General features: G+C 42.0%; 20 protein-coding genes. All 20 read left to right on the forward strand.

Going from position 1 to position 15,249, the window contains the following annotated elements; translation table 11 throughout:
• Nucleotides 1-153 precede the first annotated feature (153 nt).
• The 20 genes from PSR12_RS09050 to PSR12_RS09145 all read left to right on the forward strand — a co-directional run bounded on the left by PSR12_RS09050 (nucleotide 154) and on the right by PSR12_RS09145 (nucleotide 15,240).
• A complete protein-coding gene (locus PSR12_RS09050; RefSeq protein ID WP_274772744.1) occupies nucleotides 154-1,104 on the forward strand; it encodes a stalk domain-containing protein in 951 nt (316 codons plus the stop codon).
• 317 nt (nucleotides 1,105-1,421) lie between these two features.
• A complete protein-coding gene (locus PSR12_RS09055) occupies nucleotides 1,422-2,213 on the forward strand; it encodes a DeoR/GlpR family DNA-binding transcription regulator (RefSeq protein ID WP_004229022.1) in 792 nt (263 codons plus the stop codon).
• 13 nt (nucleotides 2,214-2,226) lie between these two features.
• Nucleotides 2,227-3,492 (forward strand): class-III pyridoxal-phosphate-dependent aminotransferase, encoded by a 1,266-nt coding sequence (locus PSR12_RS09060; RefSeq protein WP_202341857.1) that lies wholly within the window; start codon nucleotides 2,227-2,229, stop codon nucleotides 3,490-3,492.
• A 43-nt stretch (nucleotides 3,493-3,535) separates the two neighbouring features.
• A complete protein-coding gene (locus PSR12_RS09065; RefSeq protein WP_274772746.1) occupies nucleotides 3,536-4,555 on the forward strand; it encodes a phosphotransferase enzyme family protein in 1,020 nt (339 codons plus the stop codon).
• Between the two features lie 25 nt (nucleotides 4,556-4,580).
• Entirely contained in the window at nucleotides 4,581-5,987 is a 1,407-nt protein-coding gene (eat, locus tag PSR12_RS09070) for an ethanolamine permease (protein ID WP_221683159.1), read from the forward strand.
• Between the two features lie 20 nt (nucleotides 5,988-6,007).
• Complete coding sequence (locus tag PSR12_RS09075; protein ID WP_221683160.1) at nucleotides 6,008-6,751, forward strand: HAD-IA family hydrolase; 744 nt, start codon at nucleotides 6,008-6,010, stop codon at nucleotides 6,749-6,751.
• Between the two features lie 4 nt (nucleotides 6,752-6,755).
• Entirely contained in the window at nucleotides 6,756-7,046 is a 291-nt protein-coding gene (locus PSR12_RS09080; RefSeq protein ID WP_221683161.1) for a hypothetical protein, read from the forward strand.
• A 15-nt stretch (nucleotides 7,047-7,061) separates the two neighbouring features.
• On the forward strand, nucleotides 7,062-8,543 hold the full coding sequence (locus PSR12_RS09085; protein WP_221683162.1) for an aldehyde dehydrogenase family protein: 1,482 nt from the start codon (nucleotides 7,062-7,064) through the stop codon (nucleotides 8,541-8,543).
• A gap of 14 nt (nucleotides 8,544-8,557) precedes the next feature.
• Nucleotides 8,558-8,839 (forward strand): BMC domain-containing protein, encoded by a 282-nt coding sequence (locus PSR12_RS09090; RefSeq protein WP_004229005.1) that lies wholly within the window; start codon nucleotides 8,558-8,560, stop codon nucleotides 8,837-8,839.
• Nucleotides 8,840-8,855: 16 nt separating this feature from the next.
• Entirely contained in the window at nucleotides 8,856-9,470 is a 615-nt protein-coding gene (pduL, locus tag PSR12_RS09095) for a phosphate propanoyltransferase (RefSeq protein ID WP_221683163.1), read from the forward strand.
• Nucleotides 9,471-9,475: 5 nt separating this feature from the next.
• Complete coding sequence (locus tag PSR12_RS09100) at nucleotides 9,476-10,096, forward strand: hypothetical protein (protein WP_221683164.1); 621 nt, start codon at nucleotides 9,476-9,478, stop codon at nucleotides 10,094-10,096.
• Nucleotides 10,097-10,111: 15 nt separating this feature from the next.
• A complete protein-coding gene (locus tag PSR12_RS09105) occupies nucleotides 10,112-10,402 on the forward strand; it encodes a BMC domain-containing protein (protein WP_274772751.1) in 291 nt (96 codons plus the stop codon).
• 30 nt (nucleotides 10,403-10,432) lie between these two features.
• Entirely contained in the window at nucleotides 10,433-11,203 is a 771-nt protein-coding gene (gene fabG, locus PSR12_RS09110; protein WP_221683165.1) for a 3-oxoacyl-ACP reductase FabG, read from the forward strand.
• A gap of 18 nt (nucleotides 11,204-11,221) precedes the next feature.
• Complete coding sequence (locus PSR12_RS09115; protein ID WP_221683166.1) at nucleotides 11,222-11,494, forward strand: BMC domain-containing protein; 273 nt, start codon at nucleotides 11,222-11,224, stop codon at nucleotides 11,492-11,494.
• Nucleotides 11,495-11,513: 19 nt separating this feature from the next.
• On the forward strand, nucleotides 11,514-12,356 hold the full coding sequence (pduL, locus tag PSR12_RS09120; protein WP_274772755.1) for a phosphate propanoyltransferase: 843 nt from the start codon (nucleotides 11,514-11,516) through the stop codon (nucleotides 12,354-12,356).
• Between the two features lie 6 nt (nucleotides 12,357-12,362).
• Nucleotides 12,363-12,632 carry a EutN/CcmL family microcompartment protein gene (locus PSR12_RS09125; RefSeq protein ID WP_004228986.1) on the forward strand — a complete coding sequence of 90 codons (270 nt, stop codon included), beginning with the start codon at nucleotides 12,363-12,365 and terminating at the stop codon, nucleotides 12,630-12,632.
• A complete protein-coding gene (locus PSR12_RS09130) occupies nucleotides 12,622-13,014 on the forward strand; it encodes a BMC domain-containing protein (RefSeq protein WP_221683211.1) in 393 nt (130 codons plus the stop codon). Before PSR12_RS09125 ends, PSR12_RS09130 begins: the two co-directional genes overlap by 11 nt.
• Nucleotides 13,015-13,061: 47 nt before the next feature.
• On the forward strand, nucleotides 13,062-14,000 hold the full coding sequence (gene mdh, locus PSR12_RS09135) for a malate dehydrogenase (RefSeq protein ID WP_221683168.1): 939 nt from the start codon (nucleotides 13,062-13,064) through the stop codon (nucleotides 13,998-14,000).
• 171 nt (nucleotides 14,001-14,171) lie between these two features.
• Nucleotides 14,172-14,705 (forward strand): cysteine hydrolase family protein, encoded by a 534-nt coding sequence (locus tag PSR12_RS09140; RefSeq protein ID WP_274772757.1) that lies wholly within the window; start codon nucleotides 14,172-14,174, stop codon nucleotides 14,703-14,705.
• Nucleotides 14,695-15,240, forward strand: a complete 546-nt coding sequence (locus tag PSR12_RS09145; protein ID WP_274772759.1) for a GNAT family N-acetyltransferase — start codon at nucleotides 14,695-14,697, stop codon at nucleotides 15,238-15,240. The genes PSR12_RS09140 and PSR12_RS09145 overlap by 11 nt, the downstream gene beginning before the upstream one ends.
• Nucleotides 15,241-15,249: the final 9 nt, after the last annotated feature.

The raw sequence follows: 15,249 nt of genomic DNA on the forward strand, positions 1-15,249 counted from the left end.
AATAAAATCGCGAAGAAGCGAATATCCGCGGAGAGAAGGTAGATACCCGCGAAAGCAAAGCTCTAGCCATAAAAATGGAGACAGTTTGTAACCTTTTTCTTGTGTATACGACTACTTTATTGAATTCGGGAAAATGAAGGAGATGCTTTTTGTATGAAAATGACGAAGGTCGTACCATTTGCTATGTCAGCATTATTATTAGGGGGCGCGATTGGAGCTCCAACTGCATCAGCGAACGAAGGGGAACCTACTGTGATTAACGCAGAAACTTCAGTGCAACAAGTGCAGCCTATTTTTATTAAAGTGACAGGTACTGTTGAAAACGTAGAAGTACGTGAAAATGCCACATACTATACAGTGGTGGATGGTGACAATACAAATATTGTGATTGCCAATAAAGACTCATTAGTTTTCGACAATATGGGAAAAGAAGCCAAGCTTCAAAAAGGAAATAAGGTCTCAGCTTACTCTTATGCCAAGAAGCCGATGCTTGCGATTTATCCACCACAATACAACCCAGAAGTAATCATTGTAGAAACAGAAGAAATGGGTAGCGTGGAAGTGGATTTCTTCAATAAAGATTTAGTGGATACTGAAAATAACCTTAAGTTAAATGTTGGGGAAGACACGAAGCTAGCAAGTGCTACTGGTAAAGATGTGAAAGTGGACGATTTAAAAGAGCAGCATTTAGTGGTGTTCTACACAATCGCAACAATGAGCATCCCTGCTCAAACACCGCCATCAAAAGTGATCGTATTAGATACGATTGAGAAGGAAGAACCTGTTGAAGTGGATCCAGTTCCAACACCAGAACCAGCTCCAGTTGATTCAGCGGTTCAAGAAATTATCAATAAAGACTTTTACGAAGTAGATGGGACTAAAATGGTGCCGCTACGCTTAATCGCTGAAAAGCTAGGCTTTACGGTGGAAGTAACGCCAAAAGGTGCCATTGTTTCAAAAGGAGCCCTTTCGTATACAATTACGCGAGGTCAAAAAGAATATGGTTATAATAAAGCGCTTCGCCAATTTAAAGTAGCCCCTGCTTTATTAGAATCCGGCAAAACATATGTACCTGTTGAATTTGTTGAAGAATTAACAAAATAATCTCGTCATCCCCCTTTATGGTTTCTACCATGAAGGGGGATTTTTTATGAGAAAAAATAGTTGTAGAAAAATATTTTGAAAAAGGTTTAGAGAGCATTATGAGACAACTGAAATTGGTTTTTTGTGGAGTATTCATTTTACACTTATGAGAAATAAGTGGCTTTAGAGAGAAAAAATCATACGTAAAATAAAATCCTGAGTATTGACAATTATCGAACTATTATTTAAAATTCAAAACAAATCCACATAAATACAGAAATAAAGTGTTGGATTTGTGGATTTTGTTGGATTTAACTTTGTGTTTGGAGTGATGATGTGTGTCTCTTTCGTTTGAGGAACGTAAAAAAGTGATTTTAGATATTTTAGATTTAGAAGGAAAAGTAAAGGTAAGTGATGCAGAGCAGCTATTAAATGTTTCAGGCGAGACTATACGTAGAGATATGGATCGATTGGAGAAAGAAGGGCTTCTACACAAAGTCTATGGGGGGGCTGTGAAGGCAAAGGAAAAGTATGAGAGGACCTTTGAACAGAAAACGTCACTTAACAATATAGAGAAGAGAAGGATTTGTAAGGCTGCTGCAAGTATTGTGGAAGACGGTGATGTTATTTTTATCGGTCATGGTACAACAGCCTATGAAATCGTTCGTTATTTAGGTGATAAGCCCAACGTCATTGTCGTCACCAATTCACTCCCAGTTTTATCATTAGCCGCAGAATGCTTTCAAGGGAAGGTGCTCTTTGCGGGAGGAGAATATGAACATCGACAAAAATTTATGGGAGGTCCATTAGCTGATTTATTTTTTAATCAACTAAAGGCAAATAAAGCTTTTGTTGCTGCAGGTGGGATTTCGTTAGCTGATGGTATTACCGACTATGATATTACGGGCGCAGCGATTTCAAAGAAATTAATAGAGCGGGCAGAAAATACGATTATTTTAGCGGACCATACGAAATTTGGTGTCTCTACATTTGCGCATATTTGTCATTTAGAGGACGTTTCGATGGTGATTACAGATCAAAAGAGCTCCACACAATGGCAGGAACGATTACAGCAGAAAAAAGTGGAGTTATTCATTGCAGGTGAAATGTTGGATGACGTCAATGTATAGGAAGGTGGAAACTATGGACTATTTTGCAAATAAACAGGCAACCTTACAAAAATCAATTGACTGGTGGAATCCAGGAAAAACGAAACAGTGGCAAATCGATGGTGTCGATGTCGTTATCGGGAAACGAGAGGGCTATTATTTTTACGATGTGGATGGCAAAAAATTAATGAATGCGCATCTCAATGGCGGAACGTATAACCTTGGCCATCGTAATCCAGAAGTCATTGCTGCATTAGTGGAAGGAACCAATTATTTTGATATTGGCAATCATCATTTTCCATCTACTGCACGTGCACAGTTAGCTGAAAAATTAGCAGCCTGCACACCAGAAGGCTTAACATATTCTATTTTCTCTAGTGGTGGAAGTGAAGCAATTGATGTTGCCCTAAAGTGTGCGCGTTATGCTACAAAACGTAAGAAAACGATTTCCATTAAAAATGGATATCATGGGCACACAGGTCTTGCAGTTTCGCTTGGCAATGAACGCTATTCAAAACCGTTTTTAAGTGAGGGCAGTCCACATGAATTTGTGCACGTGCCATTCAATGATCTTGCGGCAATGGAACGTGAGCTTGCTAGAGGGGATGTAGCTAGCGTAATTATCGAGACCATCCCTGCGACATATGGGTTCCCCTTGCCCACTGCTAATTACTTGGCTGATGTCAAATCACTTTGTGAACGATACGGGACATTATATATTGCAGATGAGGTGCAAACAGGCTTAATGAGAACAGGTAAACTGTGGGGTATTGAGCACTATGGTGTGAAACCAGATATTCTGGTGACAGCAAAGGGTCTAAGTGGCGGTATTTATCCAATTGCAGCTACAGTGGTCAATGAACGAGCAGGCGGCTGGATGGAAGAAGATGGACTAGCCCATATTTCTACATTTGGTGGAGCAGAACTAGGTTGTGTAGTGGCGATGAAAGTATTAGAAATCTCCCAACGTCCTGAAGTAGTAAAGAATGTAGAATATGTTGCTCGTTATCTACGAAGTGGCTTAGAGCGTATTCAACAACAATATCCAGATTTCTTTGTGGGCATTCGTCAGCTTGGCGTTGTTATGGGCCTAGAGTTTAATCATCCTGAAGGGGCTAAATATGTGATGAGCTCCTTGTACAAACATGGGGTATGGGCTATTTATTCAATGCTGGATACACGTGTGTTGCAATTTAAGCCAGGGCTATTATGTGATAAAGCGTACTGTGATGAATTGCTTGAAAAATGTGAGGCGGGCATTAAAGAAGCAGCGCAGCTTGTAAAATTTGCACGCTATTAAAGGAAAGAAAGCTTGTCAATTTAGTAAACAGGGGGTTTTCTAGATGGGTCAAATGGATTTCATAGATTTAGAATTGGTCCTTTCCAACTTTCATCAAGCAGCAAATGATGCATTAAAGGAGTTTAGTTGTTTACTAGAAGCATCTTGTAAAATGATTGATTATTCCGAAAATGCAACGTATCTCGTAGAAGATGGGCAGGGCAAAAAATATATTCTGAGGATCAGCCGACCAAATTACCATAGAAAAGAGGAAATCGAAGCGGAGATTGCCTGGTTAAACTCGCTCCATGAGCAATCTCCTATTGATGTATCATTACCGATGCGAGCAGATGACGGTGACTACGTACATGCTCATTCGTATAATGACACGATATATTATAGCACATTATTTACATTTTTGGAGGGCACTGCTCCTGATGAGAATAATGAAGATGATTTAATTCAGCAATTTGAAACATTAGGCGAAATAACAGCCATGTTCCATAAACATACAATCGAGCAGCATGATTATTACCAAGCCTTTCAGCGCATGACATGGGATTATGATACGATTCTAGGTCAATCTCCGAAATGGGCGAGATGGCAGGATGGACTTGGAATGACCCCTGCACGAATCGCTTTATATGAGGAAGCATCACATATCATTCAAAAGAAGCTTGAGGCATTTGGGAAAGATAAAACAAGATTTGGCCTTATCCATGCGGATCTACGCTTAGCTAATTTACTCATCTATGGGGATGAAATTAAAGTGATTGATTTTGATGATTGTGGTTTTGGGTGGTTTTTATATGATTTAGCCACATCGGTGAGCTTTATTGAGCATATGCCGTATCTTGATGAGTTGATCGCTTCATGGGTTAAGGGCTACTGCAAAATTCGATTATTAACAGACGAAGAAAAAGAGATGATCCCAACTTTTATATTAATGAGAAGACTACAGCTTATTTCGTGGATTGGAAGTCGAGATAATGAGACAACGCGCTTACTTGGTGAAAATTACACGCTTCAGAGTGATGATTTAGTGAAAACCTATGTAGAAAAGTATCAAGACTGTAACAACTAAATAACGATAAAAGGTGGCGAATAACATGTCTTCCAAAAAGGATGAAATCATCGTATTAAAGAAAGCCCTTACACCCATCCATTTATGGACAATTGGCGTCGGCATTGTGATTTCTGGTAACTACTTTGGCTGGAATTTTGGTTTAAGTCAATCTGGTTTTTTAGGAATGCTCATTGCCACATTATTTATGGCGATTATGTATTTAACGATGACCTTAGGTATTTCTGAATTATCGACGATGTTACCTTATGCAGGAGGCCCTTACTCCTTTGCTCGACGGGCGATGGGTCGTTATATCGGTTTTATTACAGGGGTTGGTGTCGTGCTGCAATATGTCATTGCCGCACCAATTATTGCGATTGGTATTGGGGGTTATATTAGCTTTTTATTTCCAGCCGTACCGACAGTGGTGGCAGCTGCCTTTATGTATGCTTTGTTCATGGGTGTTCACATTATTGGTATTAAGGAATACGCCACAATCGAAATGGTGCTTGTCTTTATCGCGTTAGGGTTATTAGTATTAATGTATTTCGTTGGATTGCCGCAAATTAATGTAGGCCATTTATTCCCTGAGAGTGGTGATCTTATACCAGGTGGATTTAAAGGTATCTGGTCAGCATTGCCCTATGCGATGTGGCTATTCCTAGCAATCGAGATGTTGCCTATGTTATCGGAGGAGACGAGAGATGTACAGAAGGACATGCCAAAGGGGTTAATTTCAGGTATGGTGACCTTGCTGATTTTATCCATTTTGACAACAACTGTTGCCATTGGGCTAGCTGGCATCGATGTTATGACGGTTGCTGAAGATCCATTGCCAGCAGCGATTGCCGCTGTGTTTGGAAATACGTATTGGTTGGCGCAGATTTTAGCATCTGTAGGCTTAGTAGGACTAATTGCAAGCTTTTCAGGCGTGATTTTGGCCTACTCTCGTCAGGTCTATGCTTTATCACGTGCAGGCTATTTGCCAAGCATGTTATCGAAGATGCATAAAAAGCGTCAGACACCATATATGGCCATTATTTTGCCAGGCTTTATCGGGTTAGTGTTAGTCATTTTATTTAATCCAGATGATTTAATTTTAATTTCTACATTTGGGGCATTAGTATCGTATATTACGATGAATTTATCGGTGCTGATTTTGCGTAAAAAAGAACCTCATTTAGTGCGTACCTTTAAGACACCACTGTATCCCTTTACGCCTATTGTCTCACTTGTGCTAGCCGTCATTGCTATCTTTGCGAGCTTCTTTGCAAATTTGACTTTTTTCATCGTTTGTTTGGCTGTTTTTGCTGTGGCAACGGTCTATTATTGGGTGTGGGCAAGACACCATATTAATGAGGATGCACCAGAGGAACGCTTTGCGAAGGACGCTAAGGTGCAGGTAGAGGTGCAAGCACCAGTATCGCCAATAGAGGCTATACGAGAATAAATAAAGGGATGGGTTTTCCTATGACAAAAGTGGAATGGGTCATTTTTGATAAGGATGGAACAATCATTGAAATGGATTCTTTATGGATTGCCTGGGCAAAAAATTTATATGTCAATTTAACTGAAAATTCAGACTTAAAAATCTGTTTTTCCTTACAAACCTTTTTAAGAAACATAGGGGTTAACGACAATGGAGCAACGATTGACCCAACGAGTCCTCTAGCCATTGGAAGTATACAAGAAGCTGAGACGATCGTGGCATTTTTACTCTATCAGCAGGGAATCCCATGGAGCAAAGGGGTAACACTGGCGAGAGCAGCTTCCAACTTAGCCACATCACAGCAGGAAAATAGCGAGGTACAGGCATTACCTGGTATTCGTAATCTTTTAATAACCTTAAAAAATCAAGGGATGAAATTAGGAGTGATTACAGCTGATCAAACGGCACGAGCCAAATCACATTTACAACAGCTAGAGTTATTAGCTTTGTTTGAATTCGTTCTAGGCAGTGACCAAGCTACATCCAGTAAGCCCTTCCCAGACTTAGCATATGTGGCAAAGGAACAATTTCAAGTACCACTTGAGAAAGCTGTGATGATTGGCGATTCGAATGCAGATATGCTCTTTGCTAAAAATGCTGGCATGTGTTTTTCAATTGGCATTATTCCTGTAGCCACATACCCAAAGGATTATTTACCTGATGCAACCACAATCATTGAAGCGTATGACGAATCTGTTCTCACCATGCTAATCGAAAAGGAGTGAGCATATGGACAATCAGCTAATTGCCAAGATTACTGAATTGGTATTGGAAAAACTATCGCAAGGCTCTCAGCCTGAACTAGCTTCTAAAATATTAACAAATGAAGAATTACAGGAATGGCAATCATTTCGATTAATAAAAGAAAATCACCATCAGATGCAGCAATCAACTGTCCCTTCCTATGAAGCATTATCTACGCATGAATTACAGCATTGGCAAAGTCTGCACCAGCAATCATCAGGCACTGTCTCTGTAGCTAATTCGAGCGACTTAATTGCCCTAAAAAAATTTACATGACGGGAGGTTCGTCATATGGTGAGCGATCAAGATTTGGTTTCGATACAAGAGGCAAGAGACGGTATAGCAGCCGCTTCGATTGCGCAAAAAATGTATGCCAGCTTTACGCAAGAGCAGGTCGATCGAATTGTCGAGGTCATTGCCCAAGCTGCGTATAAACAGGCAGAAAATCTAGCCGTATTAGCTGTTACGGAAACAAAGATGGGCATTATTGAACATAAAAAAATAAAAAATGAACTGGCTTCTCAAGGTGTCTATGAAGCCATTCGGCATGAAAAGACAATTGGCATTATACACGAGGATAGGGTAGCAAGGCAGGTGGAAATTGCTTATCCATTCGGTGTTATTGCGGCAGTTACACCTGTCACGAACCCGACTGCTACAGCCATTTTTAAAACGCTAATTGCCTTAAAGGCGCAAAATGCCATTGTCTTTAGTCCTCATCCAACAGCAGTCAACTGCACCATTGAGGCATTGAAAATTTGTCAGCAGGCAGCCGTTCAGGCAGGAGCACCAGAGGGACTTATTCAATGGATTAGCCATCCAACATTAAAAGGAACAGAGGAACTTATGCATCATCGTGATGTACAGCTCATTTTAGCAACTGGTGGAGCAGGGCTTGTCAAAGCTGCCTACAGCTCAGGGAAACCAGCCTATGGTGTTGGCCCTGGGAATGTTCCTGTCTATATTGATCGCACAGCAAATGTGAACGAGGCAATGAAACAAATTATCGATAGTAAATCTTTTGATAATAGTACTATCTGTGCCACAGAGCAAGCTATTGTCGTGCATCAGGAGGTAAAAGCGCAGGTGATGGCTGCTTTAGCAGAAAATGGGGCCATCCTTCTTAGCGGGCAGGACAAGGAAAAATTAGCAAAGGTAATTTCACCAGTAGCTCGTACATTAAATAGCCAAATTGTTGGGAAGCCAGCAACCGTAATTGCCCAAATGGCCAATATTGATGTCCCTCGACATACACGTGTATTAGTGGCGGAGGAACAGGAGATTGGGAAGGAGTATCCATTTTCCATGGAAAAGCTTTCTCCTATCTTAGGTCTTTATACGGCTCGCTCGCAGGAAGAAGCCGTAAAGATTTGCCGTCGCTTGCTTGACGTTGGAGGAAGAGGACATAGCTTGGCTATTCATGCACAGGACGAACATTTTGTTAAGCAGTTTGCCGCTCAAATGCCCGTGTCCAGAATAGTAGTCAATACTTTAGCATCTGTTGGGGCAGCAGGCGGTACGACAAGTTTAACGCCTTCCTTTACATTGGGCTGTGGGGCCTACGGGGGAAATATTACGAGTGATAATATTTCTGCACATCATTTATTAAATAAAAAAAGAGTGGCCTATGGTGTGAAGGCACTAACGATTCCTCCCCCACGGCATCCACAAAATATACAGCCTCTACCGATGCAAGCAATTGAAGGGGTATCTATTGACAGGCTAACCATTGAAAAGATTGTAGAGGAAGTACTCACAAAGCTAAGTAATTAGAGGAGGAAAAGGAAATGAGCGTAGAGATAAATGGAGCTTTAGGCATGATTGAAACAAGAGGCTTAATCGGATCAATTGAGGCGGCAGATGCCATGGTAAAGGCAGCAAACGTCAATATTGTAGGGAAAGTACATGTTGGTGGCGGTATTGTGACGGTGCTGGTGACAGGTGATGTCGGGGCAGTCAAGGCAGCGACGGATGCAGGCTCTGAGGCCGCACGTCGAGTAGGTGAGCTATTATCGGTACATGTTATTCCACGCCCTCATTCGGAATTATACGCAATTTTACCTAAGTGAAAAGTGAGGGAGTGTGATGAAAAACAAGCAAGTACATGCTGCTGTTGTTACGAATCAAAGTATCCCGATTGCGATTTCTGCCCGTCATTGTCATGTTAATGAGGAGGATTTCTATTATTTATTTGGTAGAGAGGCAGCGTTACAGAGCTGGAAGGATCTTTCCCAGCCAGGTCAATTTGCATCACAGCATGTCCTAACGCTAAAGGGACCCAAAGGTCAAATTGACAAGGTTCGGGTTTTAGGCCCATTTCGCACTGCAACCCAAATCGAAATCAGTCAAACGGATGCCATAAAGCTTGGCGTAACACCACCGATTCGTATGTCAGGCGACTTAGAAAAATCTGAATCGATTACATTGATTGGGCCTCATGGAACTCTCCATAAAAAGCAAGGATTGATTATTGCACAAGCACATATACACATGGATATATCCGATGCTATTGCCTTCAATGTCCAAGATAAGGAAATCGTGACGGTGGAAATCTGTGGGGATGTACGTCAACTACGATTAATGAATGTGGTCATACGCGTTTCACCAGCATTCGTTCTTGAGATGCATGTAGATACAGATGAGGCGAATGCCGCCGCTCTTCAACAGTATTCAATTGGCAAGCTTATCAAAATGGAGTGACAGGTATGGATATAAAAGAATTACAGAGAATCATCGAAGAAGTAGTCACATCGATGATGGAAAAAAAGCATAAAAGACTTTTGCTTGTCCATTCTCATACGACCATTTCTGAGAAACAGGTGGGCGTATTACAAAGCTATTGCCATGTTGAGGAGTGGCAGGCAAATGATACCATCAGTCCCACTCAGCTATTCTACGATGCTATTGTTTTTCTCGAAGTGGATCAAACATTTATCGTCAGCAGTGCCCAAGGCTTGCCTACTACACCGGCAGCCTTGTATCTGTCTGAGTTGCTGGTGAACAATCGAACAGCAATTTTAATTCCTAATGAAAAATTATCTGCTGTTGTCACAGCAAAGGAACCGAATCCTTACATGAAAATGTTGTTGCATCATATAGAGCGCCTAAAGGAGTTTGGCTGTGACATTCAGTTATTTGCACAGCTTATTCGATTTTTAAAGCAGCAAGAGGAACCGATTCGTTCGACTATAGTGGCAAACTATTTGACAGCAGAGATGCTTCAATCGTACAAGGGGCAACAGCTGACACTGCCTGCCCACACAAAACTTACAGCACTAGCACAAGAAATGATCCAGGAAAAAGGGATGACGATACAAAGATATTAGCAGGAGTGTTGTTACATGATGAAATCGATTGGTATTGTGGAGACAAGAGGACTTGCGATTTCCATACGAATCGCAGATGCTATGCTCAAAGCAGCGGATATTCGAATACTTCGACAAGAAACCATCGATTTGGCTCTAGTAACCATTGCCATTGAAGGGGACACAGCGGCCATTCAGGAAGCGATAGCCATTGGTACACAACTAGCTAAAGCAGCCAACCAATGGATTGCCTCTTCGACTATTTTAAGGCCAGATATTGCGGTGAATGGATTAGTAACAGAAATTGCGAAAAAGCCAAGTATTTAAAATGAAGAAAAGGAAAGGTGGAGGAACGAGTTGAAGGTCGATTTAACGGGGAAGGTTGTCATAGTTACTGGTGGTAGTAAAGGAATTGGGAAGGGGATTGCTACCGTATTTGCGGAACAGGGTGCTCATGTGGTGATTGCAGCAAGAGGTATTGAAGCTGCCACAGAAGTAGCAAATCAATTACAAGCGCAAGGATTCTCAGCTTCTGCTGCCACTGTTGATGTTGAAAACTATGAATCTGTTGAAAGCATGGCTACGGAGGTTGCTAGCTCCTTTGGTTCCATCGATATTTTATGTGCCAATGCTGGTATTTTTCCCTCCATGAAACTAGAGGACATGACCACTGACCATTGGGATCAGGTATTAAATGTCAATGCCAGAGGAACGATGTTTGCTGTCAAAGCTTGCGTTCCCCATTTAAAGAAAGCGAATGCTGGCAGGGTCATTATTACCTCATCGATAACGGGTCCGGTGACTGGCTATGCTGGATGGACACATTATGCCGCAAGTAAGGCAGCTCAATTAGGTTTTATGCGGACTGCGGCTCTTGAATTAGCCCCTTATAATATTACGGTCAATGCCGTGTTGCCAGGAAATATTGCAACAGAAGGCTTAGATGGTCTTGGTGAATCCTATCTACAAAAGATGGCGAAGGCGATTCCTTTTGGTAGCCTTGGTCGTGTGGAGGATATAGCGTATGCTGCATTGTTCCTAAGTAGTAAGGAGGCAGGCTTTATTACGGGTCAATCGATCATTATTGATGGTGGCCAAACATTGCCTGAAGATGCAGAGGCATTTTAAGAGAAGGAGGGATACGAGATGAATTTAGGCGCATTAGGAATGATTGAAACAAAGGGCTTAGTGGGCTCTATTGAAGCAGCCGATGCAATGGTCAAGGCTGCCAATGTGAATATTGTTGGTAAAGTCCATGTGGGTGGCGGTATTGTCACGGTACTTGTTCGCGGGGATGTAGGGGCTGTGAAAGCCGCAACAGATGCAGGAGCCGCAGCAGCACAACGTGTTGGAGAGCTATTATCTGTACATGTGATTCCACGACCACATGCAGAATTGGAAGCGATTTTAAAAGTGTAATAATGAGTGAGGTGGCTATATGAATGAACAAACAATAATGCAAATTGTTAATGATGTCATAGCCGAATTACTACCTAAAAAAGAAGCAGCTTCTACATCATATGAAATTCCTATAGGTATCTCTGCAAGGCATATTCATTTACAACAAGAGCATGTCGAGCAGCTATTTGGGAAAGGTGCTAAGTTAAGTGTGAAAAAAATGTTAGCTCAACCCGGCCAGTTTGCAGCACATGAAACGCTACAGGTGGTGGGACCAAAAGGAAGCATCCAAAATGTACGTGTATTAGGTCCAGCTCGCACCTTCACACAAATTGAAATTAGTCATACTGATGCGATTGCCCTAGGAATTCAACCACCTTTGCGTGAATCGGGTGAAATTGCTGGCTCAGCTAGCTGTATCCTGGTAGGACCTAGGGGAAGTTTGATTTTACAAGAAGGGGTCATTATCGCACAAGCACATATTCATATGGCACCTGCTGATGCACAGCAGTTAGGTGTTCAAAACGGTCAATATGTCTCCGTTAAGGTGCAAGGGCGACGTCCCATTACCTTTGAGCAAGTGAAAATTCGTGTGGCTGATCACTATCAATTAGAAATGCATATAGATACAGATGAAGCAAACGCAGGCTTCATCCAACAGGGCGAAACAGGTTCAATTATAACAGGTAAGATGGCAGGAGAGCCTTACAATAACTTCGTCCGTCCTCCAATTGAAATTAAACAAAAGATTATAACGGCAAATGATGTAAGCCGTTATCAAGGTGAGACAGTGATAGTCCCCAAAGAGGCAAGGTTGACGGCACTGGCGAAGGAGGCCGTGGAAAAATTAGAAATTGAACTTCAGTTTCACGAAAAAGGATGAGGATGCATGCGGATAGGAACAGTGGTCGGAAATATCTGGGCAACACGTAAAGAGGAAGGGCTACAGGGATTGAAATTACTCATTATCCAGCCAATAAAGCTGGATGGTCAACTGAGTGATGAACAAATTGTTGCTGCAGATCGTATAGGTGCAGGTGTTGGGGATAATGTCATTTTAACAATGGGCAGTGCTGCCGTACGAAGTTTTTCTACGACCAGTATTTGTCCAATTGATGCCATTGTTGTTGGCATTATAGATGGCACAGATGAATCGTGAGGTGAACACAGTGACAGAAGCGATAGGAATGATCGAAACGTATGGCTTGATTGGCTCCATTGAGGCTGCGGACGCTATGCTAAAAGCAGCCAATGTCCAATTAGTGAAACAGGAGCTAGTAGACGGTGGTATCGTAACCATTATTGTCGAGGGAGATGTGGGTGCAGTACAGGCTGCGGTTGAGGCTGGCAAAGCGGCAACAACGCGAACGAGCAAGCTACTAAGCGCACATGTAATTCCACGAGCAGCCAATGAAGTATTCACAGCGATTATTGATGAAAAACAAGCGACAAAAGCGACGGAGACAGCAGCCAAAAAAACAAGCGCTCGCCAGAAGCCTCAGCAAACAAAACTTGTCGAGGATGAGCAGGCAGATAAGTAATCGGCGATCTTTAGCAATGAATCTATGTCGTTAGGAGGGAGAGGCAGATGAGCTTTAGGCGACCCAAAATCGCCATCATTGGCGCTGGACATACAGGTGCAACCGTAGCGTTAATGGTCGCACAGAAACAGATCGGGGATATTGTGCTTATCGATTTACCAGATTTCGAAAATGCTGCGAAAGGGAAGGCACTAGATATTCTCCAAACTGGACCCATAGAAAGATTTAACGTACAGGTGACGGCTACTTCAAAGTATGAGGAAATAGCTCATGCTGATATTGTGGTTATCACGGCAGGTATTGCAAGAAAGCCTGGCATGACACGACAGGATTTAATTCATACAAATGCGGCAATCATCCGCACGGTAAGCGAACAGATCAAACGTTATGCGCCAACTAGCTATATTATCGTCTTAAGTAACCCTGTTGATGCCATGACCTATGTTTGTCTGAAAACTACAGGTTTTCCAAAAAATCGTGTCATGGGACAATCAGGTGTTTTAGATACAGCGCGCTTTAATACCTTTATCGCACAGGCTCTTCAGCTCGCTGTCGAGGATATATCGAGCTTCGTCTTGGGTGGGCATGGCGATGAAATGGTGCCACTCGTTCGCTATACGTATGTCGGAGGAATACCACTAGAAAAATTAATGCCACAAGCACAGATTGAGCAATTAGTGGAGCGAACGCGAAAAGGTGGAGGCGAAATTGTCGCCCTACTTGGCAATGGCAGTGCTTACTATGCCCCAGCCGCCGCCATTGTCCAAATGATTGAAGCGATTGTGAAGGATCAACGGAAAGTATTGCCCATCATTACGTATTTACAGGGCGAATATCAAGTAAACAATGCCTGCATCGGTGTCCCCGTTGTTTTAGGGGGAGCTGGTATTGAAAGTGTAATTGAATTGCATTTAAACGAAGAGGAACAGCAAGCATTTAATCATTCGGTTCACCAAGTTTATCAAACATTAGCCTATATCAAATGATGCAAGCGCATGACACCATCTAATAGTGACATGTATTAGATGGTACCGTACATAGTTGAGGCACCTTACGATGTTGTAAAGGTGCTTTTTGTTGTTCAAAATTTTCTTTTAATGGAAGATTGTTTTCTGTACAATTAAAAATGTTACTACTGATACACAAAGGAGGACACGATGAAACAAGCACTCATCATTATCGATATACAAGAGGCTTTCTTTCTAGATGGCCAGCAAAATCTTTGGAACAGTGAAGCTATTATCAAAAATATTAATGCCTCCATTACATGGGCACGGCGCAACGAAGTACCCGTTATTTTTATTCAGCATACAGACGCAGATGATGTGGATTTTACATTAGGTCAACCAGGCTGGGAACTCTATCATGGATTACTTAGACAGGCGGAGGATCAAGTGATTCAAAAAACAACGTGGGACGCTTTCTATCAAACGGAGCTTGCAGCTTATTTACAAGCGCATCACATCGACCAATTGATTTTCGCGGGTGCTCAAACAGAGTTTTGTCTTGATACAACAATCCGTAGTGCTTTTAGTCATGGCTACCAGCATAATATTTTAATAGAAGATGCACATAGCACCTTAGATAGTAATGTACTGGCAGCACCACAAATTATTCAACATCACGAATCCATTTGGCATAATCGTTTTGTGCGGATTCAGTCAATTGGAGGATTCGAACATGCTGATTGATCAGAAAGAGCTCCAGATAAAAGAGCTATCCTATACAATTCGCTGTGCCCGACGCGAAGATGCCCAAGCCTTATCGAATTTACGCTTGCAATTAGACGGTGAAACGGAAAACTTCGATCGTGAACAGGGCGAGGCGTTGATTGATCGAGCAGGCTTTGAGCGGCTTATTCAACATGATAGCGAAAGCCCCAAAAATCTATGTTTAGTAGCGGTTGTCGATGATCGGATCGTTGGATTCTCAAGGTGTGAGGGCTCTCCACTCAAAAGGCTTGCCCATAAAGTAACATTTGGTGTTGGTGTCAGTAAAGAGTTTTGGGGCTATGGCATCGGAAAAGCCTTGCTGCAAGAATCCATTGATTGGGCAGATGCCAATGGTGTTCGCAAAATAGCACTAGAAGTGTTAGAAACCAATGAAAAAGCGATACAGCTCTATAAAAAAATGGGCTTTTTAGTGGAAGGCATTCTGAAAAATGATAAATGCCTTGCAGATGGTATGTTCTATCATACGATCATAATGGGAAGATGGCAGGAATAGCAACGTAGA

Source organism: Lysinibacillus sp. G01H (assembly GCF_028872195.1).
GTDB lineage: Bacteria > Bacillota > Bacilli > Bacillales_A > Planococcaceae > Lysinibacillus > Lysinibacillus capsici.